This is a genomic window from Sutterella massiliensis, assembly GCF_016899755.1.
Classification (GTDB): Bacteria; Pseudomonadota; Gammaproteobacteria; order Burkholderiales; family Burkholderiaceae_F; genus Sutterella; species Sutterella massiliensis.
The window spans coordinates 1-22,794 of record NZ_JACJJC010000023.1 but is presented as its reverse complement, the minus strand read 5'-3'; the positions used below and the strand labels follow the sequence as shown (position 1 = coordinate 22,794).

Genomic DNA, 22,794 nt, shown 5'->3' with positions numbered 1-22,794 from the left:
CCCGACTGGGACTCCCCGACTCCCGAGCTGTTTGAGGACGTCCCCTTCTAAAATCAACACTTTGCTCTAACAGAGCCAAAATTAAAGGGAAGCGCCCGCACAAAGCCCTGTTTCATACCGTTGCCCCAACTCATGATGTTGGGGCCCGGGGTGATCGCCGTGATGAAGGCATAGGTGAGGAAAGTACTCCAGGCAAACATGACGGCCTCGTCGTTTAAGATGAAGGCGTTTTGTTTAAAATATTAGACAAACATCTGAATACACGCAACGAGTCCGAGCGAATATCTCTAGGATTCAAAAGAAAAAGCAAAACCCAATGACGCCCAAGCCCGAAATAGAGACAGCCGAATCCGATTCGCGCGCTCCGAGAGACGAGCGCTCTGTTGCCACGCCGGAAGAACGCTTCAGCATCCATGTGGCGCAAACCGTCTCGCGTCTTCGCGCCGAGCGCGGCCTTTCGCTCAGAGAAGCGGCGCGCCTCACCGGTGTTTCCGCCGCGACGCTCTCGCTCATTGAGAACGGACGCACTAACCCGACGGTGACGCTTCTCTGGAAAATCGCCAACGCCTTCAAGGTGTCCTTTACATCGCTCGTCGAACCGCCTAAGCCTGCGGTCAGCGTTGTTCGAGGCAGTGCGACGCCGGTCGTTGAAGCCGACGCAGGGCGATTTCGCAACCACCCGCTCTTTCCTTTCGATCCGTCTACGCGCTTTGAGATTTACCGAATCGAAATGGATTCGGGAGCTGTACTCGTGTCGGAGCCGCACCCGACGGGCACTGAGGAATACCTGACAATCTTCTCGGGCGAAGCGGAAGTAACGGTAGAAGACGAACGCTACCGGCTCTCGTCGGGCGACGCGATTCGCTTTCCGGCAGATCGCGTGCACGGCTATCGAGCGATCGGCGACGAAAAGGTCGAACTCTCGATGGTGATTGGCTACGCATAAGAGCCGCGTCCTTGCGTGCCCGCGGCAGAAGCAATACCGGAAGCTGCGGCGAAAATGAATCGAGAGAAAAGTTGAAAACCGCTTGGTGAAACACGAAGTCTTTTCGTTGACGATCTCCCGACCGGCAAAGACCGGTTGCCGGCAGCGGCTAGCGGAGAAACGCCTCCCTGGAAGATGCCGCCCACTCGATAAAAACACCGCCCTGCTTCGGATGAAGGAAAATTAACGGAAAGAACTCGCGCATTCGAATCGCATTCGAGCGGTATTGGAGGAGGCCGCGCAGCATGAGGAAGTTCTTCGTTTATTTGCTTTCGCTCGGCCACCTGAGCGTTGATCTTGCGCCGGGGGCGCTCCCCGCGATTCTCCCGTTTCTCGTTCTCTATAACGGCCTTTCCTATACGGAAGTCGCCGGCCTCATGTTCGCGTCGTCGTGCCTCTCCTCGGTCGTGCAGCCGCTCTTTGGCTTCTGGGCCGACAAAAGCACGAAGAACTGGTTTCTAGCGCTCGGCATTCTGACGAGCGGCGTCGGGCTCGGTCTCTCCGGGCTCGCAACGAACTACTGGCTGATTTTCCTCTCGATCACGATCATGGGCATCGGAAGCTCGATTTTCCATCCGGTCGCCGCTCAGCTCGTCAATCGGACGTCCGAACACAAGGCAACGGGCATGGGCATCTTTTCCGTTGGCGGCAACGTGGGCTTCGGCATCGCGCCGCTCATTGCCGCAGCAGCGCTCACGGCTTGGGGCACGTCGGGCACGCTGTTGTTCGGCGCATGGGGCGTTCTGATGGCGTCAGTTCTGCTTTGGGCGGTACCCAAAATGCTTGCGGGACTGAAGCTTTCTTCGGACGCGGACGCTTCGCTCAAGTCGGACGCGGCCGACGGCAAAAACGACTGGCCGGCCTTCGCGCGGATGACTCTCGTCATTCTATTTAGAAGCATTGCCACAACGAGCACGCTTTCGTTCGTGCCGCTCTACTGCATCCACCGGTTCGGTATTTCGGAAGGTTTTTCGAGCACGCTTCTCACGTTTCTGTGTCTGTGCGGCGCCGTGATGACGGTCTTGGGCGGGTGGCTCACCGACCGCCTCGGACTCGTGCGCGCCTGCAAGATAGGCTACATCCTGATGGCGCCCGCGTTTGCGCTCATGCTGGCTGCGCCTTCGGTCTGGTGGATTTTTCCGCTCCTCACGGTCGTGAGCTTCACGCTCAACGGCACGTACGCGGCCTTCGTCGTCCTCGGGCAGTCCTATCTCGCCAAAAACGTGGGACTCGCCTCCGGCGTCACGATGGGACTTTCCGCGAGTCTCGGCGGCATCTTCACGCCTCTGCTCGGGCTGCTTGCGGACGCGTACGGCATCACGAGCGTCATCTATGCGCTTGCCGTGATCGGCGCGCTTTGCGCGATGAGCGCATTCCTGCTTACTGAACCGGCCGCGCCGAAAGCAAATAAGTGACATTCAAACGTCGGCCCCCGCCCCGGCGGCCGGCGGGCCGCGCCGCAAGCCGCCTCTTCCTGGTCTTCTCCCCGTCAGGCGCTCACGCACGACAAATGCATCACCTCTTCAATCATTCGATGCATTGCGCGCGCGAGCTCCGTATCGGCAACGCGGTAGAAAACCTCCTTGCCTTCGCGCCGCGTGGTCACAAGACCCGCCATGCGCAGCAGCCGCAGATGATGCGCAACTGCCGGACTGCTCATGCCGACGGCAGCCGCAATATTGATAACGCACTCTTCGGAGTGGCAAAGGAGCAGAAAGATGCGGCAGCGGCATGCGTCGCTCAGCTGTTTGAAAACCTCGGCCACCGGCTCAAACCGGGCCGCTTCGGGCAGTCCCGCCAAGGCTGCCGCAGAACTGCCGGGATGCACATGGGGCAATCGGGGGGAATCGGGCATTTTCGTTTAAACGATTATTTAATCTTGACAACAACGATCGCGAGAATTATAGTTCGCTCATACGATTAAGCGTTCTTTTAATCGTTTGAAGGAGAATCTCATGAAAAAGACGTACAAGATCGAAGTCGACTGCGCCAACTGCGCTCGCGAAATGGAAGAAGCCGCCGCCAAGGTCGAAGGCGTGGCAGCCGTGACGGTGAACTTCATGGCTCAGAAGATGATCGTTGAGTTCGCCGAAGGCGCAAGCCCCGACGACGTAATGGCGCAGGTCACCAAAGCCTGCAAAAAGGTAGAACCGGACTGCGAGGTATTCCGCTGATTGCGTGACGCCGCATCCCTCCCAGGAGCGGCGTTTCTTTTACCTATACGATTAAGAGTTTACTTAATTGACGGCGAATTCCGATGAATTCGCCTTTTCAAGCCTTCGATTTTCGACACGGATTCTGTAAGCAAATGACCGCCAAGCAAAAAAAGATGCTGACTCGCATCATTGTGGCCGCAGCGCTTCTGATCGCGCTCGCTTTTGCGCCGGTAACGGGGCCGCTCAGGCTCATTCTGTACCTCGTGCCCTACCTTCTCGTCGGCTACGACATTCTCATCAAAGCCGCCAAAGGCATCAGGAATGGCCGCATCTTTGACGAAAACTTTCTGATGGCCGTCGCGACGCTCGGCGCGATCGCCATCGCGCTCTACGACAAAACGGGCGACTACACGGAGGCCGTTGCCGTGATGCTCTTCTACCAGATCGGCGAGTGGTTTCAGGCCTACGCGGTCGGCAAAAGCCGCAGAAACATCAGTGAACTGATGGACATTCGTCCGGACTACGCCAATGTTGAGCGAAACGGCACGCTCGAGCGCGTCGATCCCGAAGCGGTCGAAACGGGCTCGGTGATTGTCGTGCAGCCCGGCGAAAAGGTGCCGATCGACGGCGTGGTTCTGCGCGGAAGCTCGAGTCTCAACACGAGTGCGCTCACCGGGGAAAGCGTGCCGAGAAGCGTCGCTGCGGGCGAAGAGATCACGAGCGGCTGCATCAATCTTACGGGCGTACTCCATATCAAAACGACCAAGCGCTTCGGCGACTCAACGGTCTCGCAAATTTTGGAACTCGTCGAGAACGCGTCCTCCCGCAAGTCCAGGTCCGAAGCGTTCATCACGCGGTTTGCCCGCGTTTATACGCCGATCGTCTTCTTCGGCGCACTTGCGCTTGCCGTCGTGCCGCCGCTTGTGCGGCTCTGGGGCATGGGACTTGAGCCCGCGTGGAGCGACTAGATTTACCGCGCGCTCGTCTTCCTCGTGATCAGCTGCCCCTGCGCGCTTGTGATCAGCATTCCGCTCTCTTTCTTTGCCGGCATCGGCGGCGCAAGCAAGGAAGGCATTCTTGTCAAAGGTTCGAACTATCTCGAAGCGCTCTCGCAAACGGAAACGCTCGTGATGGACAAAACCGGAACGCTCACGCAGGGCGTCTTCGAAGTCACGGCCGTGCACCACAATTCGATGGACGAGAACAAACTCATTGAACTCACGGCACTCGCCGAGAGCGCCTCGTCGCATCCGATCAGCAAAAGCCTCCGGAAGGCGTACGGGAAAAACCTCGATCGCAATCGAGTGAGCAATGTGCGCGAGCTCTCGGGCAAAGGCGTCGTCGCGTCCGTCGACGGGAATGAAGTCGCCGCAGGCAACGAAAAGCTGATGGCCGAACTCGGCGTCGCGTGCATTGCCTGCCGGAGCAGCGGCACCGTCGTGCACGTCGCGGTCGACGGCGCCTACTGCGGCCACATTGTGATCGCAGACCGCCTCAAGCCCAACGCCGTCAAAGCCGTGCGGGAAGCGAAAGCCGCGGGCGTTCGAAAAGTTGTCATGCTCACCGGTGACCGTTCAGCAGTTGCGCGCGCCGTCGCGGCCGAACTCGGCATTGACGAGGTGCGAAGCGAATTGATGCCGGGCGACAAGGTTGCCGCCGTGGAAGCGATCCTCGCCGAAGCCAAAGGCAAAGTGGCCTTCGTCGGCGACGGCATCAACGACGCGCCCGTTCTTTCGCGAGCCGACATAGGGATCGCAATGGGCGCCATGGGCTCGGATGCCGCCATTGAAGCGGCCGATGTGGTGCTGATGGACGACGATCCGCTCAAGATTGCCAAAGGCATCAAGATCTCGCGCAAGTGCCTGCGAATCGTCAAAGAGAACATTTGGTTTGCCATCGGCATCAAAGTACTCTGCCTCGCCTTGGGTGCCTTCGGGCTCGCCAATATGTGGATGGCGATCTTTGCCGACGTCGGCGTCATGATTCTCGCCATTCTCAATGCCATTCGCGCACTCTTCGTGAAAAAGCTCTGAGCGTCCTCGATTGCACTTGCCGCACGCGCGCCCGAGACTTTCAGGTGCGCGTGCCTTTTTTCGCCTTGGCGGCCAGTACCGAACGCGGGAACTGCTCGCGCAGGTGCCTGAGGTATTTTTCCGCGCGATCGAGCTCTTCGCGGTACACCTTGACCTGCGCAAGGTATTCGTCAACGCGCTCGAGAAGCCAGTCCGTTCCTCTCGAAGGATCCTTTTCAAACTCGATAAAGCGCTCGATGCACTCGAGCTTCATGCCGTTGGCGCGGCACGTTGAAATGAACCGCAGCCGCTCGACAGCCTCTTCGGAATAGTTTCGCTGCCCGCCCAGGCTGCGCACGGGTTCGGGCAGCAAGCCTTTTTGCTCGTAAAACCGGATGCGGGTCACCGGGCAGTTTGTTTTTCGCGCCAATTCGCCGATTTTCATTTTTGCCCCAAAAAAGACTTGAAGCTACAGCAACTATAGATTTTATAGTACACCTCTTCCAATACGAACAACCTGTCGTTTTCGAAGGAAATCAAAATGAAATTTCAGCAAATTCGAAGTGCAACAAGTATTGTCACCTTCGCGGGCAAGCGCTTTCTGATCGATCCGATGCTCGCCAAGCAAGGAACCTACCCGGCGGTTCCCGACACAACGAGCACGGGGCGAGGCAATCCGGACTGCGAGCTGCCGTGCCCTGTTGACGCGCTATTCAATGTAGACGCCGTGATTGTGACTCACCTTCACTTCGATCATTTCGATGACGCGGCCGCAAAGCTGCTTCCCAAAACACGTCCGATATTCGCCCAGAACGAATCGGATGCAGAAACGCTCGGACACTATGGCTTTGCCGATGTGCGCATTCTGACGGCGAGCGGCATTTCGTTCGAAAACATCCGTCTTTATCGAACCGAGTGCGATCACGGCTCAAGCAGCCTCGTTACGCTCGACGGCTACCGAGACTGCGGCCTTGACGACAAAGCCTGCGGCGTTGTTTTTGAGAGCAGCCTCGAAAAAACGCGCTTTTACCTCGCCGGCGACACCATCTACTGCCAGTACGTCGTTGACGCCGTGGAGAAATTCACGCCGGGCATCATTGCCGTCAATGCGGCCGGCGCTCAGTTTCCGCTCGGCCATCTTCTGATCATGAACCAATACGACGTACGGTCCCTGATGCGGCGCTTCCCGGAACTCGACGTCATCGCCACGCACGTTGAAGGCGTCTCGCACGCAACGGTGACGCGGCCGCTTTTGCGCAAGTTCGCTGCGGATAACCGCTTGAGCCGGCTCTTCATTCCGAACGACGGAGAGACGCTCGAATTTTGATTGCCGATCGGCTCAGCTGTCGGGCTTTATTCCTTCAGTCGCACTTCGGCGCTTCACGGCACGTTCGGCGATTCGCCAAGGAGCGGCAGCGCCGCCGCAAGCACTTCAACGCCCGCCATAAAGTCTTCGATCCGCATGGCTTCGTGCGGATTGTGCGATCCGCGCTGATTGGCAACGAAAAGCATCGCGGTCGGAATCCCTGCGTTGGCAAAGTAGGCGGCATCGTGCCCGGCGCCCGAAGCAATATCGCGAACGGGAACGCCTGCCGCCTCGGCGCTCCGATGAAGGATGCCGCGAAGCGTCTCATCCATTGCTGCGGGATGCGATTCGAGAAGCGAGTCGAATCGGAAGCGAACGCCTCGCGCCTCGCCGATCCTTCGAGCCTCATCTTCGAGTGCGGCATGAAAGTCGAGACAGGTCTCGCGGCGCAGGCTCCGAATGTCGAACGCGAAGTCGACCGCTTTAACGGGCGCAAGCGGATCGTCTTCGTTCGAACCTCGCGCCCCGGCGGAACCGGGCGATTCGGCCGCGCGCCCGATCACGCCCGTCGTTTCGACGAGATCCTCGCCCGCAGCGAGCCGATCCGCCCAAAGCGCCTCCATTCGGCAAAGAAGCGCCGTCACGGCCCGCGGCACCGCATCGGCGGGTGCCGCCGGATCGACGCGCTCGCACCGTATGGCTTTATGGGAATAAAGTCCTCGAATGCCCGTCACAATGCCCGTCCGACGCTCGTCTTCCATGTCAAGGATCGGCCCCTGCTCGATGTGAAGCTCGATGAAGCAGCGAAGCGCAGCCAAGTCGATCAGAGGCTTTCCGGTCGAAAGCGCCTGCGGATCGAGTCCGCACGCGCGCATGGCATCGGCGAGCGTCTTCGCCCCGTCGCGCCGAACGAGCGCGAGGTCGTCCGCGCCGAGCATGCCGAGAAGCGCTCGCGAACCTAGATACGGTTTCCCGTAAAAAGAGTTTTCCTCGCCGCGAAGCGCCAGAACCGCAACGGTGCGCTTGAGCTTCAAGCCCTGCTTTTCAAGCAGAAAAAGCGCCGTGAGGCCAGCAGCAATGCCCGCGAGCCCGTCGTAGTTGCCGCCTTCGGGCACCGAGTCGGCGTGGCTGCCGAGTACGATTTTGGCGCTCGCCGGTGCTTGTCCCGCTCTTTCAAGCCAGAGATTGCCTGCGGCGTCGCACCGGGCAGAAAGTCCGATCGAGCGCCCGGCCGCTTCAATGCACGCGAGCGTCTCGGTTTCCACCGGCCCGAAGGCTTCCCGCGTGACGCCTTCGCTCGAACGAGAAAGCTTGCGCACCGTCTCAAAAAGCGCTTCTGCGTAGCGGCGAGCTTCATCAAGTTGCGACGGGGAAAAACAGCATCTCGACATAACAGGCATCTCTCGGGCAAAACATGAAAAGAGGACCGCATGACGGATCTGATGCCGGCGGACGCTCCTCAACCTTCGACGATTCTACCCGCAGCATCGGCCGCGTTTGACGGAGCCGTCGCCTGTACGGATGAGCGCGTTGACGGATGCGCCGGGCATCTCGAACACCACGCATTCCATTAATATTTAAAAATACCTAAGTAAAGACCCGACGAATTTTGAATATTGGCGCCATCGGCACCGTTGTCCATGCCGCCAATTGTCTCGCCGCCTTCGGCGCAGCCGCGTCGGTAAGAAAAACATGGAAGCATTTTCGAAGAAGAGATTCCAAATCATCCGATCCGACCGAGGCGACAAAAGTGCCGCGTCGGCGGTCGAGGAACGCGCCGCAGCCTTTGCGCCCGAATCTCACGGCCCGAGCGACGCGCCGGCGGCTGTCGCTGCGCTTCTCGAGCGCGTTCTTGCCCGCCGGCGGGAAGCCGCGGCCCTCGGATCTGAAAATGCGCGCCGCTCGCACCTCGCAAAACCGCTCGTGACGCCCGAAGAAGCGCTTCGTCTCGCGCAATTGCCGCCCGGGCAAACGCTTGCGCTTTTGGAAGCTGCGGGACTCGCCCGGACGCTCCTTCACCCCGGGACCGCCTACCGCTGCGGCATTCTCAACGCCAAATCGGGTCGGTGCCCGGAAAACTGCGCTTTCTGCGCGCAGTCAAAGCATCACCGAACGAACGCGCCCGAGTATCCGCTCGTTGAGTCGGAGAAGCTTGAAAAGGCGGCGCTCACCCTCGAGCGCGAAGGCGTCGCACGCTTCGGCATTGTGACGAGCGGACGCGGCCCCTCGAACAAGGACATTGAAGCGCTTGCCGCAGCGCTTTCAAAACTAAGAGGCAAAACACGCATCGGCTTTTGCGCCTCGCTCGGCATTCTCAATGCGGAACGCGCCCGTGCCCTCGCGCAGGCGGGCTTTACGCGCTACCACCACAACCTTGAGACAAGCCGAAGCTATTTTCCGAAGATCTGCTCGACGCACGACTATGCGCTTGACGTCGAAACCGTACGCACGGCCAAACGCGCCGGCATGAGCACATGCTCGGGCGGGCTTTTCGGGCTCGGGGAAAGCTGGCGCGACCGCATCGAGCTCGCTTACACGCTCTCCGAACTCGAAGTCGACTCGATTCCCGTGAACTTCCTTATTGCCGTGCCGGGAACACCGCTCGAAAAGATGCCGCCCCTCAAGCCCGAGGAAGCGCTTCGAATCATTGCCATGCTTCGGCTCATCAATCCGACAAAGGACATCGTGATCTGCGGCGGACGCAACCACATCCTCGGCGACCGCTGGGAGGCTTGGGTCTATGCCGCAGGCGCGAACGTCGTCATGACGGGCGACTACCTCACGCGCCCCGGGAACGCCTTCGAGACCGACCGACTGAGTGCGGCTGTTCTTGGCGTCGAAGCCGCTTGATCATTCCGCTTGATCATTCAATCGCTTAATCGACCGTTCGGCGGTTTACCCGCTTGTTCGTTTCGCCGCGAGCGCCCGCCGCTTGGGTCGCGATCATTTTCCGTACCTCGCTGCCAAAGCCCGCGTATGTCGGGCTTTGACGCCGAGTTCACCCAAGGAATACCGCATGTCTGACGCACAGACGCCGACACCGGCACAGCATTCGACGCCCTCCGCCCTCGCCTTCTGGGTACTCGGCACCGATACGGAAATCGGCAAGACCGCCGTTGCGCTCGGGCTCCTTCGCGCTTTCAATCGCGCTGCCGCGCTCCGCTGCGCGCCGAAGCCCCGCTACCTGAAGCCCGTACAGACGGGCGTGTCCGCTCACGAGCCAAACGCGGGCGACGCGGGCATGGCCGCGGCCAAGGGGTTCGCCGCTCAAACGCTCTTTGTCTTTGCTGCGCCGGCTTCGCCCGAACTCGCCGCGCGGCTTGAAGGGCGAACGCTTAGGGCTTCGACGGTGCTCGCCGCGATCGACGATGCGCTGGAGGGTGATTGCGGCGAAGTCCCCTGCGGGTCCCGCGGCACATCGCCCTCGGGGCGCCTCACGCTGATTGAAGGCGCGGGCGGCCTCCTGGTGCCTCTCAACGACCGAGAGACAATGCTCGACCTCGTCCGCGAGAGCGGACTCCCGGCCGTGCTTGTCGTCGGCAACAAGCTTGGCGCCCTCAATCACGCTCGACTCTCGATCGACCGGCTGCGGCTCGAAGGCGTCCCGCTTCTCGGGATCATCCTCAACCGCCCTATTCCCGCCGAAGCGCTTGATCCCGGAACGCTGCCCGCGCAGGCCGCCGGTCCCGGATCGCCGGAGAGCGCCCGAAGCCGCGCGGCGGCCGCCCAGCGCGTTTTTCTTTCGGACAACGCCGCCCGACTCGCTTGCGTTTACGCCGATGTGCCCGTTCCGGTGCTCGCCGACCTCGGCTACGGCGAAATCGATTCGCCGGAAGGCTCTGCCCAATTGGACCGCGCTGCCGCCCGCATCCTTGCTGCGCTGCGTTGCCCGGACGGCCGGTGCGACGATCCAAAGCGTGTCGCTCATCACCGCGACGAGGACGCGTTTGCCCTCCCCGGTGCAGCCGACAAGCTCCTCTCACTCGACGCCGCGCATATCTGGCACCCGTACGCCAATCCCGTCATGCCGCCTCCCATCGAGCTCGTCGAAAGCGCGCGCGGCGTGAGGATTACGGTTGTGCGCTCCCAACGTGCCGGCAGCGGGCAGCGTCCGGCGCGCTCGAGCGACGCGTCCGGTGCACCGGGAAAGGCCGGCTTTGAGCGGCTCACGCTCATTGACGGCACAAGTGCCTGGTGGTGTGCGCCCTTCGGCGCATCACACCCGCGCCTCATCGACCGACTGAAGCGTCAGGCGTCGGACTTCGCGCACGTAATGTTCGGCGGCCTCACCCACCGGCCGGCGATTGAACTGACGGAAAGACTTCTTTCGCTTCTGCCCGACCATTTTTCAAAAGTCTTTTACTCGGATTCCGGCTCGGTCGCGATCGAGGTCGCCCGCAAAACGGCGCTGCAGTATCAGCAGGCGGCGGGACGTCCCGAGAAGCGGCGCTTTCTCGTGCCGCTGGGCGGCTACCACGGCGACACCGCGGGCGCGATGTCCTTTTGCGACCCGAAGAGCGGCATGCACGCGCGCTTTAACGACACGATCCGCTCGGAAATCTTCATCGAACCGCCCGACTGCCGTTTTGATGCACGCTTTGGTGATGCGTCGCTCGAAGCGGCGCGCCGCGCCTTTGCGGAAAAAGGCAGCGAAATTGCCGCGGTCGTTCTTGAGCCCGTCGCCCAGTGTGCGGGCGGCATGCGGTTTTATCACCCGGACTATCTCAAAGGCATCGCGACGCTTGCCCGTGCACACGGCGCACTGCTCATTTTTGACGAAATTGCGACCGGTTTCGGCCGCACGGGCCGCAACTTCGCCTTCGAGCACGCGGGGGTCGCTCCAGACATTCTTTGTGTCGGAAAAGCGCTCACGGGCGGCATCATGGGAATGGCCGCCACGATTTCGACGCGCCGCGTCGTCGAGACGATCGGCCTCGAGCGCCCCGAAGCAGGCGGCGGCGTCTTTCCGCACGGGCCAACCTACATGGCCAATCCCCTCGCCGCGGCGGTCGCCTCGGAGAGTCTCGCGCTCTTCGCTTCCCGCAACTGGCTTCGTGAAGCGGCGCGCCTTGAAGCACTGATGTGCTCTGCGCTTGAGCCCGCGAAGCACCACCCTGCCGCGGCAGACGTGCGCGTCCTCGGCGCGATCGGCGTGATTGAGCTTAAGCACGAACCGAACCCCGAAGCGGCCGCACGCATGCGCAGCGCGATTCTCGCCGAAGGCGTTTGGCTTCGGCCCTTCGGTCGGCTTCTCTACACGATGCCCGCCTTTACGACGACGGACGACGAAATGCGCGTCGTCGCGCGCGCCATGGTCCGAGCGCTCGATGTCCTTGGCGAGCCTGCTTTTTAATTTCGAGCTGCCGAATTCTCTTCGGTTTGAATGCAAGCCCACACATGACAACTGCGATTCTTTTCGTCCTTTTCTGTTCGCTCTTTCTCGCGCTGAGCTACCTCGAATCGCGCCGCGCGCAAACGCTTGACGACTTTTGTCTCGCAGGACGCAGCGCCTCGGGGTGGTCCGCCGGACTCTCGATTGCCGCCTCCTCGATCGGTGCGTCGGCGACGATCGGCGTCTGCGGTCTTGCTTTCGAAGCCGGCTTCCCTGCCTTCTGGTGGCTGGGCGCGGGAGCGATCGGTCTCGCGCTCTCGGCGATTCTGCTCGTCGATCGAATTCGAGCGCAAAGACCCGTCTCGCTTTTGGGAGCCATTGAGGAAAGCGCCGGCCGCCCGGCGGCCAAGCTCGCCGCGATCGTGATCCTTGCCGCTTGGACGGGCATTCTCGCCGCACAGTTTTCCGCCATGGGACGGCTTTTTGCCGCCGCGCTCGGTGAGTGGCTGCCGGGAGGGCCTGCCGCCACTGCGCTCGGCGCGTTCTTCATTACGGGAGCAACCCTCCTCGGCGGACAGCGTGCTGTGCTCCGAAGCGACGTCTGCCAAAGCGCGGTGATGGCGGTCGGCCTCGCGGCGCTTCTCCTCTCGCTCCTTTTCGATCCGGGCGACACCTTTTCGGCATCGCCCGCCATTGAAAATTTCCGCTTCGAGCTCTGGAACGACGCTTTCGGCCCGAACGAATGGTTTGAATTCATGCTCTTGATCGGCGGGAGCTATCTCGTCTGCCCGATGCTTTCCGCGCGTTTTCTCGCCGCATCGACAAAGCGCGACGCGCACGTCGCCGCAGGGGTCGGCATCGCCGGGCTCCTCGCGGGCGCGCTCGTGATCGTTCTCATCGGTCTTGCCGCCCGCAGTTTCGTTGCGCCGGGCACCGAGCCCGACGCGGTGCTCCCGGCGCTCCTTGAAACGCGCTCTCCCGTTTTCGGCGCACTCTTTCTCTTTGTCATGACGAGCGCCGTGCTCTCTTCGGCAGACAGTTGCCTCATAACCTCGGCGACCGTGGGCGCGGTCGACTTGGCTGGCCGCCGCGACGTTCGGACGATCCGGGGCATCGCGATCGCTCTCGCGCTTGCCGCGCTTGCCGCTTCACTGAGCGGCCGAGGCATCCTGTCGCTACTTCTCACCGCCAACGCGCTTTACGTCTGCGGTGTCGTCCCGGTCGCTTTCGCCGCGCTTCGCGCCAGCAGACCGCTTCACCCCGTCTTCGCCGCCGCGGCCGTTCTTTCGGGGAGCCTGCTCGGCTCGATCGGCGCGCTTGACCTCTTCGGCCGCGATTATTCGCTCGGTTTCTCTGCTGCCGGATTTGCCGCGGCCTACCTTATCGCTCGGCTGGGGCGAACGAGAGATTCGCGTGCGCTCTTCTTCACCGACCGAGCAGCAAGATCATCCGATCCAAGCTGAAGACGCCGCTTCGCATGCCGCTTCCGGCTCGCCGCTCACTAAAGCAAATCACCGAATCCTTTTCCAGCACGTCTGAAATAGGAGGAAGCTCGCCGATAACGGTGGAAGAAGACTGCGGAAAAATGGGCGCGCCCACCCGGCTGATTACCTGGCATCTTCTGCCAGCAAGACTGCCGCAGCTTCAGCCGACGCCGCTCCGCTCTTGGAAGTTGTTCAAACCTTGGCAGCCAAGGGCGGCGACAAGCTGCCTGACAACGTGGATGCGGTTACGTCCGCTTCGGTCGTAACTGCGCAATTTCCCAGACGGACTACACGCCCCAAGGCTTCTCTCAAGATCCCGACAATAATCGCGTGCGCGCCTTTTTTCCGACAAAGCGGCTTCCCTACCCAGTGCGCCGTGACCGTCGGGAAAATGCGCCGTTGCCGTTTACGATCGATACGCCAGATAATCGGAAGACGATCGTATGCCGACGCGAGCACTTATGCGCTGCCGCGGGATACCTGACTCTCTACCGCCTCACCGGCTTTGAAAACATCCCTGAAAAGACGCCAAGATAAGGAGAAACGCATGTCAAAGAAAACCGCCTCAGCGCCTGTCTCCCGCCCATCGCCCGCATTCACCGCGGCTGCCGCACTGCTCGCGGCAACAGGGCTCTTCGGCGCAGCCGCCGCAGCGCAGAACCTTTCGGCCGACATCCTCGTCGTCGGTGCGGGCGGCGCGGGCATGGCCGCCGCGATCGAAGCCCGCGAAGCCTCGGGCGGCAAGGCCAAAGTCGTCATTCTCGAGAAGCTCCCGTTCGTCGGCGGCACGACGCTCTTGGCCTCGACGGCCTACAACGCCGGCGGCTCAAAGCTGCAGCCCGATTACTCGGCCGAGGACTACGCGAAAAAGCTCCTCAAAGGCGTGCCTAAAGCGGACGAGCATGACAAGGCAAACATCAAGCAGCTCGCCGAGCTCTCCGGACCGACCGCTGACTGGCTCATCGATATGGGCGCCGACATGAGCCGCATCATCAACGGTTCCCAAATGACGCCTGCCGACGGGAGCGCCTACGGCGCGATGATCGTGCCGGTCCTCAAAAAGCGCATCGACTCGCTCGGGATCGAGGTCGTCACGAATGCCGACGTCGAGGAACTCATCACTGACGCGAGCGGCCGCGTCACGGGTGTTCGCGCGCACTTGAAGACGGCGCAAAAAGACGCGCACCTCAAAGACATTGCCGCCCAGGCCGTGATTCTCGCGACGGGCGGCTTCGCATCGAACCCGAAGCTTGTCGAGCGCTTTACGCCGCAGTGGGCGGGGTACCCGTCGACGGCAAGCGTCGGCGCAACGGGCGACGGCATTCTCATGGCTGAAAAGCTCGGCGCGAAACTCGACAACATGGCTTTGGCCGGTCCTCAAACGGTCGCCTACGACACGGGCCACGGCGCGGTGTCGCTCACGAACGTGCGCTATAACGGCGCGATTCTGGTCGGCAAGACGGGCAAGCGCTTCACGAACGAGCTCGGAAGCACCGCAACCATCGGCGCAGACATCAAGGCGCAGCCCGACGGCGTCGCGTTCCTCATCTTCGACCGCACGAGCGTAGAAAACGCCGCGCTCATGAAGAAGTACGAAGAAATGGGCTATTTCGTCAAGGCCGATACGCTTGACGCGCTCGCAGTGAAGCTCGGCGTCGACCAAGCGAACCTCAAGGCGACGGTCGCGCGCTGGCAAGGTTTCTTCGACAAAAAGAAGGACGACGACTTCGGCCGCACGCAGTCGATGTTCTCAAGAATCGACAGAGCACCCTACTACGGCCAGAAGATCTCGCCCGCAAGCCAGACGACCTACGGCGGCGTCGAGCGCAATGCCGACGGTGCCGCTTTGAAGCCCGACGGAACGGTTATCCCCGGCCTCTTCGTTGCCGGTGAAACGGCCGACCAGTACGGTCAGGGCGTCTCGCTCGGGATCATCACGGGGCGCATTGCCGCGCGCGGCGCACTGAAAGCGATCGAAGCGAAGTAATACCGTCACCGCCAAACTTATTGATTACGAGTGACCGAGCGGTAACGCTGCCGGCGAATGGGTTCGGGCCCGAATGGTTGCCGCAGAACTTCCACGCGAACGCGGCCGTTCGGTGATGTGATTATCATGGGTGCCGCCCTCGACTGTTGAGGGCGCCAGCCGTCCGAATCATTCTTTTGGATCAGGCGCCAAATAGCCCAGATCTTTCAGCGCCAGATAAACGGATACGCGATCGTCCGCAGAGAGCCGTCCGTACCGCTGTCGACCCTCGAAAGCACTGAGGCTGAACTGAGCGATTTTCGAACAACGAACAACGGACGGCTTCACGAGGCCGGCTTGCTGCCAATTCTGTAGGGAAACCTCGACCGGGAAATCGGGCCGCGGGGCGTGCGAAGTAACTTTCGCACCGGCAACAAGCACTTGTCCGGTTTCCTCATTTCGATCCAATACCACTACGGGACGCTCTTTCGCGATATCCGGTTTGTCTTCGAAAAAGAACCGCAAACGCCAAACCTCGTACGGTTTTGGGAACCGGGAATCACTCATCATCGTCCTCATCGCGCCATGAGGACGGCACAATAAGCTTCCCTTCTTTGTACTTCGTACGAACGATTCGCGGATCTTCCCAATTCAGTTTCGGATTCGGGATTCGAACGTCGAAGGGGAATCCGCCCTCCAAAATGAATCGCGTGACCAAAACTTTCAGCGCTGTAGCCGCCGGCATCCCAAGAGCTTCCGCCGTGCGCGTGAATTCATCTTTCATCTCTTGTGAAAGCTTCAAATTAAGACTTGCATGATCAGCCATATAACTAACCTCCACAACCATATTTTCTACTCTATTAGACATCTTTTTGGTGTTAATTTTACCCCTTTAGATGTCAATTTCCTGACATAAGGTGACGATGTCGGTCGACGCCAATACATGGTCAGCCCCTTTTCGGGCGTGCATGGCTTTGGCCGGTCCCCAAACGGTCGCCTACGACACAGGCCACGGCGCAGTGTCGCTCACGAACGTGCGCTATAACGGCGCGATTCTGGTCGGCAAAACCGGAAAGCGCTTCACGAACGAGCTCGGGAGCACCGCCAAAATCGGCGCGGACATCAAGACGCAGGCGTTGCGTTCCTCATCTTCGACCGCACGAGCGTTGAGAACGCCGCGCTCATGAAGAAGTACGAAGAACTCGGCTATTTCGTCAAAGCCGATACGCTCGACGCGCTCGCAGGGAAGCTCGGCGTCGACCAGGCGAACGTCAAGGCAACGGTCGCGCGCTGGCAAGAGAGGTAGCGAAGCGCCGTCTGGGCCGCGCTCTTGCCATGCCGGCGGCCGATCGCCTCCAGCGTCGGGTTCGTAAAGAGGCCGTTTCGGCCTTCGGCAAACGGCGCCCACGCCATGAGGCGCGTGCCGTACGCACGCATCAGTTCCTGCATGCGCTTTTGCTGCGAGAAGACGTGTGCCTCGAGCTGCACCACGGCGGGCTTTACGTCGGCATGTTCGCAAATGTCGATGTAGCGGCCGTCGTAGAAGTTGCTCAGACCAATCGCGCGCACCTTGCCGTCCGCGTAAGCGCGTTACATGGCGCGCCACGTTCCGAAGACATCTCCGAAAGGCTGATGAATGAGGAGCAGATCGACGTAGTCCGTCCCGAGCTTTTCGAGCGACGCATCAATGCTCGCGGCCGCTCGTGCTTCGCCCGCGTTCGAGATCCAGACCTTCGTCACGAGGAAGAATTCCTTGCGGTCGATCCCGGACTTCGCGACTGCGCTGCCGACTTCGGCCTCGTTAAAGTAAGCCTGCGCCGTATCGAGAAGGCGATACCCCGCATGGATAGCATTCGTCACGCACGCTTCGCACTCGGCTGGTGGAATCTGAAAGACGCCGTAGCCGAGAAGCGGCATGTTGACGCCGTTATTAAGCTCAATGGTTTTCATGAGATTCTCCGTTCATTTCGCCGCGAGCGCTTCATCGCAGAAGCAGCCCCCATTTCGAGCGGCTCACCGATAAACACTCGCGCCTGAATTTTTTTAGGTTAGCTTGCACTCACTTCAACCTTTTGCCGGATCCGAGCCGAAAATCTCACTTTTCGGCTTTTTTTGCGTTTGGAGATTCGCCAACCGATTTTGTTCAATCAGACGCCGATTTTTTTCTTCGGCCTTTCATTTCATCGAATCGCGAGCCTGCAGCGTTCGACCTTGCTAAGCTGAGGTCATCGCCCAATGAGTCCCGCTCAAACCTTCCTTTCCTGCACTCAGCGCATCAGCAGTACTTCACCGAGCCATGACCGCCCGCATTCGCACCGCCACGGGCTATGTCGACGCGCATACGCCCGTCATCCTGTCGGCAAGCCGCGCTACCGACATACCGGCCTTCTACGGCGACTGGTTCATGAACCGCCTCGCCGCAAGCTGGTGCGCGCGCGTCAATCCGTTCAATCGAAAGCCCGTCTACATCGCCTTTCGCGATGTCAAAGTCGTCGTCTTTTGGACAAAAAATCCCGCGCCTTTCATGAAGCACCTCGATGCGCTTGAGCGCACCGGCCTTCATTACTACTTCCAGTACACGCTCAACGACTACGAGCGCGAAGGATTCGAGCCGAACTTACCGGCGCTCGAAAAGCGCATTGAAACGTTCAAAACGCTCTCGCGCCGCCTCGGTCCCGATCGCGTCGTGTGGCGCTTCGACCCGATGATGCTCGGCGGCGGCATCACGCCGCGCGAAATCCTGATGCGCGTTTGGCGGATCGGCGAGGCGCTCTTCGGTCTAACTTCGCGGCTAGTCGTGAGTTTCGCCGACATCGCCGCCTACCAGAAAGTGCAACGCAATCTCGTCGCCCAAACGACCTGCTTCACGCGCGAAAACGTCCTCTCGGCCGAACCCGATGCGGCCGCACGGGCGGAAATCTGTTTGGGCCTTCAAAAGATGCGCGAACACTGGCGCTCGAAAGGTTGGAACCTCACGATTGCCACCTGCGCCGAAGCCGCGGATTTGGGCGCCTACGGCATCGAGCACAACGCCTGCGTGAGCGCAGACCTCTTGCGAAAGTGCTTCAGCGACGATGCCGCGCTCATGCACTGGCTCGATACGGGCAGGCTTGAAGAGCCGGCAGCCGGCGAGGCGACCGAACCCTCGCTTTTTGCAAGTGCCGACGTCATTCCCGTCATGGAGCTTAGGCGTAGACAGTCGAAAATCAAAATCTCGAAGGCCCCGAATCTCAAAGACAAAGGCCAGCGCGAAGCCTGCGGCTGCATCGTCTCGAAAGACATCGGCATGTACGACACGTGCCCGCACTTTTGCGTCTACTGCTACGCCAATGCCGGCCGAGAGCGCGTGATCGAAAACCGCAGACGGCACGACCCGGCGAGTCCCTTCCTCACGGGAGCCCCGATCAGCCATTGCTGAGCCGATGCCCATCGACTCCCAAACAGAAACCCGCCGCTCAAGCAATACTCGAGCAGCGGGTCCTGTTTGAGTTGAACGGAGCGGCACCTCCGTCGATTGAAGTCTTTCGACGCGACGCATCAGTCGCGCCGAAAGACACTGTCCTTAGAACGCGTAGGACGCGCGCGCCTGGAAGGCGTTGTTGCTGCGGTCGTCGTTGCCGAAGCCGTAGCGGTAGCTCAGGCCGAACGTGAAGTTCCCGCAGGAAGCGTTCACGCCGAGCGTCGAGTTGTAGACGCTGTCAAGGATGTCGACCTTGCCGTCAAGCGTATTGACGTCCTTGTCGCCCAACTGCGGAACGATCGTGAAGTCGAAGTTCGGCGTTACCGTCCAGCCCGAAGCCGTGGCGAAATCGCCCGCAAACTTCACGCCGATCGGCGTTTCGAAGACGTCCATCGAATCGGCCTTGATGTCGCGGTAGTCGTCGACATCGATGTTCGAATAGCGAACGCCCACATGCGGCACGACCTTGAAGCCCTTGCCCGCACTTTCGTAGACCGTCATGTCGGCGCGCAGCCCCACCGTGAAGACGTTCGAATCGACGTTTTCGGTGCCCATGTTGTAGGTGCCCGAAATGTCGTTGTCGAGCGAAATGTAGGAGACGTCGGCCGAGAAGTAAAGGCCGCCGATATCCTTGCCGGTGTAGACCGTGAGGCCCCAGAAGTCGGCATCGTTGCTGTACTTGCCGAGCGTGCCGACGCTGTCCGCGTCGCCCGTACCGACGGAAACCGCTGCACCGAGCTTCGCGCCGCAGGAAGCCGTCCAGTCAAAGCCGATCACGCCGCCGTAGATGTCTGCGTCGTACCCGGCACCGCCGTAGATATTCTTGGCTTCATTGGCGCTATAGAACACGTCGGCCCAGACGCCCAAACCCGTCGAAGGTTCGATGTTGCGGCGCTGGATTGCGCCCGTCACCTGTTCGGCAGCGTCGTAAGCGACGTTGTACGTACCGGCAACGACCGGGGTCGAAACGTATTCATAGATCAGTTCTTCGCCTTCGGCGGTGAGCTTGCCGTCTTCACCGACAAAGGGCCCGTTCACGTTGCCGAACTGCGCCATCACGCGGGCGCTTTCCGAACCCGGCTGTACGAACTGTTCGACGATCGCCGAAACGTCTTCATCGGCAAAGTTGCGGTTGAATTCGGCAACGAACCAATTGCCGCCTTTACCTTCAACGGTCGACACGGAACCGGTCAGCCAGCCGTTCGTCGTCGAGAGGTTATCGCCCTGCATTTCGAACCCGGAAGTCGAGAGGAGATAGTTCCCCGTCGTCAACATGTCTGAAAGGATGACCGTAGCGTCCTTATTGAGAACGACACCGTTCTGGGCATCGAAAGCGGCTTCGCCGTTGAGGCCCGACACATTGATGACGACAACACCGTTTGCACCGATAGCAATCTTGCCCGTGCTCGAATTGTGCGAATCATCTGCACCGATGTTGAGGACGCCGCTTGTTGCATCGACATGAATCGTCGAGTCGACATAGAGGCCGAGATGCTTGTCGGCATCGTACTTGCTGCCCGCGGCGGCCTTCAGAAGCGCTTCGCCGTTTCTGTTGGTCGTGACGACCACGTCGTGCTCGGTGCCCTCAATAGAAACAACGTCACTGATTTGGGGAACGTCGACGAATTCGGTCTTGCGGGGCGTAACGCGTGCAAGAGTGCTTGCCGTCTCCGGCGCCTCGACCTCTTCCTGAATCATTTTGCCGATGACAAGAGTTGAGCCCGATTCGAGCGCTACGGCGGCCTTAATGGCGTTGGCTTCAACGATGCCGTTTTCCTTGACAGTAAACGTCCCGCTACCCCCGAGCGTCGTCGCGGTCAGTGCGCCTCTGACAGTGCCAGTCTTTGCCCCAATCGTCTCGGCAGCAAGTGCAGCGCCCGTCTCAACCGTGAGCGTACCGGCAGCCACCTCGTCCGTAATCTCAAAATTGCCGCCGGCAACATAGACTGTCGCTTTGTCTGCGGCGATGGTGCCGCTAAGCGTACCGCCCGTGCTTGAAGCTGAACCGAGCGTCAGGGTCTTTTTATCGGCAACCTTGATCGTTGCGCCATCTTCGGCAGTATTCGTCACGAGCGCCGTACCGTTGCCGACAAGCGTAAAGTTTTCGTTGATGACGATGGACGAAACCGCTTCATCAGACGCAATGTTCTGCACGCCGGAATTGTTGACGCCAATCGTCACCGTACCGTCAACAGGCTTCGTTTCGAGGGTTGCAGAACCGTAAACGACATTCTCTTTCAAGTTGTCCGTCGTAACCGTGTCGAGCGCCGAGCCGTTTTCATCAAGCACAGTGCCGGCAACGATCACAAAGTTGTTTTCGTCCGTCACGGCGTCGAGCCACGCTGCCTCGAAGCTTTCATCCGAGAAATCGAGCGTGCCGCCCGTGACGTTGAAAACATCCTTCATCGTCGTGTTGAGCTTCTTAGTCTCTTCGTTGAGACCAAAGACCTGTTCAGCGGTCAAATCGAGCGTGCCGCCCGACATCGAGAAAGCCCCGTTGTCGGCTTCGGTCGTGGCGAGCGTGCCGATTGAAACGAGCCCAGTACCGGAAATCGCAACGTGTCCGCCCTTGCCGAGCGTCAGTGTCCCGGTCGTAAGCGACCCGCCTGAAATGTCGATGCCGTAGTCGCTCTCTGCGAGCGTTCCCTTGTCCTTGAAATCGGCGACGCCGCTCCCGGAAATCGTGATCGAGTCGGCCGTCACGCCGCCGCCCGTGATCGTGAGCTTGCCAACGGAACCGGATTTGACCTCAAAGGCGATTTCTGTAGAGTCGCCTCCAGCCTGGACGAACGTACCGAAGCTCCCGGTTTGAATCTGTCCAAGCTCCACATCTGCAAGGTGCAGTTCGCCGTCAGACACAGTCCAACCGTTCCAAATCTTCGCATCACGCGCGATAGTGACGGAACCGGCACGAACGTCGAGCTTTCCGTAGAACTGCGAGAAATCGCTGTTGATAACAAGCGCCCCTTCCCCGGTCTTAACAATTGAAGAAGCGTCGCCGTTGGTGTCAACAATGGAGCTTTGGATAGAATCGACCGAAGCGTCGGCAGCACCGGCAGCGCCAATCGTGAGTGTGCCGCCCTGAACATCGAAAGTCAGTTCGCTCTTGCGATCAAGGTAGGCAAAACCGCCGCCCGACTGCCCAAGGCTGCCCCAAAGTTCGTACCAACGACCGTTGTCATTCGACGTAACGGCATTGCCGACATAGGTCATGTCGTGCGTCGTCACGATCGTTGCGGTCGAGGCACGATCGATGCCCGTGTTCTTCGTCGCATCTAGGTAAAGTGCGCCCCCGCCCGCCATTACCTTGTCGTTCTGCGCAATCGCCTGGTTGTTGACAAAGAGCGTGTCGACAAAGGTATGGGAATCGGTCGAGCTCGTGCCCTTCAGAAAAGCAGCGCCGCCCGCCGACATACCGCCATTCCCGGTGTTGATCACTTTGTTGCCGGAAAACACGGCCTCATCAAACGTCAGCACGAATTCGTTGTCTTTACTGTAAGTATAAAAAACACCACCGTAAACGTAACCGTCGTCCGGTGCAGCGGTACGAGTGTTGTTGACGTATTGAGCACCGGGATCAACTGCGGCGCTGTTTGCGATCGTAAAAGCGTCGTCGGTGAAAGTCTGACCTGAGAAACCTTTCTGAAATTCCGCCAACGTCGGATTGGTCGGAGTCGAGGTTGCCGTTTCATCGGCTTGCGCCGCAAAAGCGCTCATGGAAAGAACGATTGCCGCAGCAACGGTGGTCTTTTTGAATGTCTGCATTTCGGAATGCTCCGAGGGAAATTTTCTGTTCGTCTGTTGTACAAACGCCCCGCCTTTGAGTGCTAATCCGCTCAAAGGTTCCGAGTCATCCTAGGAACAGAATTCTTTTTTTGTGTCTCCCTTGAAGGGGGGGGGGGGTAGTAGGCACCCTGATGCAAAAATATCAATAAGCATTCCAACTTACTCGATCGACTTTTCTTGTGACTGCTTTCGTCTTCTTAATCTCTCATTCTTTATTTCGCAGGGGTGTGGAGATTCCTGCTGCTTTTGATATTTCGTTTATTTGTAAATAAAATTGCTCATTATGAGCAAGATATATCGTATTAGT

19 protein-coding genes and 1 pseudogene are annotated in these 22,794 nt (G+C 59.9%); 13 read left to right on the top strand and 7 right to left on the bottom strand.

Features of this window, described 5'->3' with window-relative positions; genetic code table 11:
* The first annotated feature begins 316 nt into the window (after positions 1 to 316).
* Positions 317 to 946: a helix-turn-helix domain-containing protein gene (locus H6A60_RS10345; RefSeq protein WP_205104293.1), complete on the top strand. Its 630-nt coding sequence runs from the start codon at positions 317 to 319 to the stop codon at positions 944 to 946.
* A 284-nt stretch (positions 947 to 1,230) separates the two neighbouring features.
* Positions 1,231 to 2,400, top strand: a complete 1,170-nt coding sequence (locus H6A60_RS10340; protein WP_205104291.1) for an MFS transporter — start codon at positions 1,231 to 1,233, stop codon at positions 2,398 to 2,400.
* A 74-nt stretch (positions 2,401 to 2,474) separates the two neighbouring features.
* Here the strand turns inward: H6A60_RS10340 and H6A60_RS10335 are convergent, their stop codons facing one another.
* The gene (locus H6A60_RS10335) at positions 2,475 to 2,840 is read right to left on the bottom strand and encodes an ArsR/SmtB family transcription factor (RefSeq protein WP_205104289.1); all 366 of its coding nucleotides are present in this window, start codon (positions 2,838 to 2,840) and stop codon (positions 2,475 to 2,477) included.
* 100 nt (positions 2,841 to 2,940) lie between these two features.
* On the opposite strand from H6A60_RS10335, the gene H6A60_RS10330 reads away from it, so the two are divergent.
* The 3 genes from H6A60_RS10330 (at position 2,941) to H6A60_RS10320 (ending at position 5,174) form a co-directional block, all read left to right on the top strand.
* Complete coding sequence (locus H6A60_RS10330) at positions 2,941 to 3,159, top strand: cation transporter (protein ID WP_205104287.1); 219 nt, start codon at positions 2,941 to 2,943, stop codon at positions 3,157 to 3,159.
* A gap of 134 nt (positions 3,160 to 3,293) precedes the next feature.
* Positions 3,294 to 4,109, top strand: coding sequence for a P-type ATPase actuator domain-containing protein (locus H6A60_RS10325; protein WP_205104285.1), 816 nt, complete (start codon positions 3,294 to 3,296; stop codon positions 4,107 to 4,109).
* Positions 4,110 to 5,174, top strand: a complete 1,065-nt coding sequence (locus tag H6A60_RS10320; protein ID WP_338054864.1) for a heavy metal translocating P-type ATPase — start codon at positions 4,110 to 4,112, stop codon at positions 5,172 to 5,174. It begins immediately after the preceding gene.
* A 40-nt stretch (positions 5,175 to 5,214) separates the two neighbouring features.
* On the opposite strand, the gene H6A60_RS10315 is transcribed toward H6A60_RS10320, so the two are convergent.
* The gene (locus tag H6A60_RS10315) at positions 5,215 to 5,598 is read right to left on the bottom strand and encodes a MerR family transcriptional regulator (RefSeq protein WP_205104281.1); all 384 of its coding nucleotides are present in this window, start codon (positions 5,596 to 5,598) and stop codon (positions 5,215 to 5,217) included.
* A gap of 96 nt (positions 5,599 to 5,694) precedes the next feature.
* On the opposite strand from H6A60_RS10315, the gene H6A60_RS10310 reads away from it, so the two are divergent.
* On the top strand, positions 5,695 to 6,480 hold the full coding sequence (locus tag H6A60_RS10310; protein ID WP_205104279.1) for an MBL fold metallo-hydrolase: 786 nt from the start codon (positions 5,695 to 5,697) through the stop codon (positions 6,478 to 6,480).
* A 53-nt stretch (positions 6,481 to 6,533) separates the two neighbouring features.
* Here the strand turns inward: H6A60_RS10310 and H6A60_RS10305 are convergent, their stop codons facing one another.
* Entirely contained in the window at positions 6,534 to 7,850 is a 1,317-nt protein-coding gene (locus tag H6A60_RS10305) for a hydantoinase/carbamoylase family amidase (RefSeq protein WP_205104277.1), read from the bottom strand.
* 39 nt (positions 7,851 to 7,889) lie between these two features.
* On the opposite strand from H6A60_RS10305, the gene H6A60_RS10300 reads away from it, so the two are divergent.
* The 5 genes from H6A60_RS10300 to H6A60_RS10280 all read left to right on the top strand — a co-directional run bounded on the left by H6A60_RS10300 (position 7,890) and on the right by H6A60_RS10280 (position 15,262).
* Positions 7,890 to 8,033: a hypothetical protein gene (locus H6A60_RS10300; RefSeq protein ID WP_205104275.1), complete on the top strand. Its 144-nt coding sequence runs from the start codon at positions 7,890 to 7,892 to the stop codon at positions 8,031 to 8,033.
* Between the two features lie 118 nt (positions 8,034 to 8,151).
* Positions 8,152 to 9,309: a biotin synthase BioB gene (gene bioB / locus H6A60_RS10295; protein WP_205104273.1), complete on the top strand. Its 1,158-nt coding sequence runs from the start codon at positions 8,152 to 8,154 to the stop codon at positions 9,307 to 9,309.
* A gap of 166 nt (positions 9,310 to 9,475) precedes the next feature.
* Positions 9,476 to 11,812 carry an adenosylmethionine--8-amino-7-oxononanoate transaminase gene (bioA, locus tag H6A60_RS10290; protein WP_205104271.1) on the top strand — a complete coding sequence of 779 codons (2,337 nt, stop codon included), beginning with the start codon at positions 9,476 to 9,478 and terminating at the stop codon, positions 11,810 to 11,812.
* Between the two features lie 44 nt (positions 11,813 to 11,856).
* On the top strand, positions 11,857 to 13,254 hold the full coding sequence (locus H6A60_RS10285) for a sodium:solute symporter family protein (protein WP_205104269.1): 1,398 nt from the start codon (positions 11,857 to 11,859) through the stop codon (positions 13,252 to 13,254).
* A gap of 568 nt (positions 13,255 to 13,822) precedes the next feature.
* Entirely contained in the window at positions 13,823 to 15,262 is a 1,440-nt protein-coding gene (locus tag H6A60_RS10280; protein WP_205104267.1) for an FAD-dependent oxidoreductase, read from the top strand.
* Between the two features lie 168 nt (positions 15,263 to 15,430).
* Here H6A60_RS10280 and H6A60_RS10275 read toward each other — a convergent pair whose 3' ends face one another.
* Positions 15,431 to 15,811, bottom strand: coding sequence for a type II toxin-antitoxin system PemK/MazF family toxin (locus H6A60_RS10275; protein WP_205104265.1), 381 nt, complete (start codon positions 15,809 to 15,811; stop codon positions 15,431 to 15,433).
* A complete protein-coding gene (locus tag H6A60_RS10270) occupies positions 15,801 to 16,067 on the bottom strand; it encodes a type II toxin-antitoxin system RelB/DinJ family antitoxin (RefSeq protein ID WP_205104263.1) in 267 nt (88 codons plus the stop codon). The genes H6A60_RS10275 and H6A60_RS10270 overlap by 11 nt, the downstream gene beginning before the upstream one ends.
* A 148-nt stretch (positions 16,068 to 16,215) precedes the next feature.
* Between H6A60_RS10270 and H6A60_RS10265 the strand changes: the two genes are divergently transcribed.
* On the top strand, positions 16,216 to 16,428 hold the full coding sequence (locus tag H6A60_RS10265; protein WP_205104261.1) for a hypothetical protein: 213 nt from the start codon (positions 16,216 to 16,218) through the stop codon (positions 16,426 to 16,428).
* A gap of 19 nt (positions 16,429 to 16,447) precedes the next feature.
* Here H6A60_RS10265 and H6A60_RS13780 read toward each other — a convergent pair.
* Positions 16,448 to 17,158, bottom strand: a pseudogene (locus H6A60_RS13780) (aldo/keto reductase).
* Between the two features lie 379 nt (positions 17,159 to 17,537).
* On the opposite strand from H6A60_RS13780, the gene H6A60_RS10250 reads away from it, so the two are divergent.
* Positions 17,538 to 18,659 carry a DUF1848 domain-containing protein gene (locus H6A60_RS10250; RefSeq protein ID WP_205104255.1) on the top strand — a complete coding sequence of 374 codons (1,122 nt, stop codon included), beginning with the start codon at positions 17,538 to 17,540 and terminating at the stop codon, positions 18,657 to 18,659.
* A gap of 144 nt (positions 18,660 to 18,803) precedes the next feature.
* Here the strand turns inward: H6A60_RS10250 and H6A60_RS10245 are convergent, their stop codons facing one another.
* The gene (locus tag H6A60_RS10245; RefSeq protein ID WP_205104254.1) at positions 18,804 to 22,466 is read right to left on the bottom strand and encodes an autotransporter domain-containing protein; all 3,663 of its coding nucleotides are present in this window, start codon (positions 22,464 to 22,466) and stop codon (positions 18,804 to 18,806) included.
* Positions 22,467 to 22,794 lie beyond the last annotated feature (328 nt).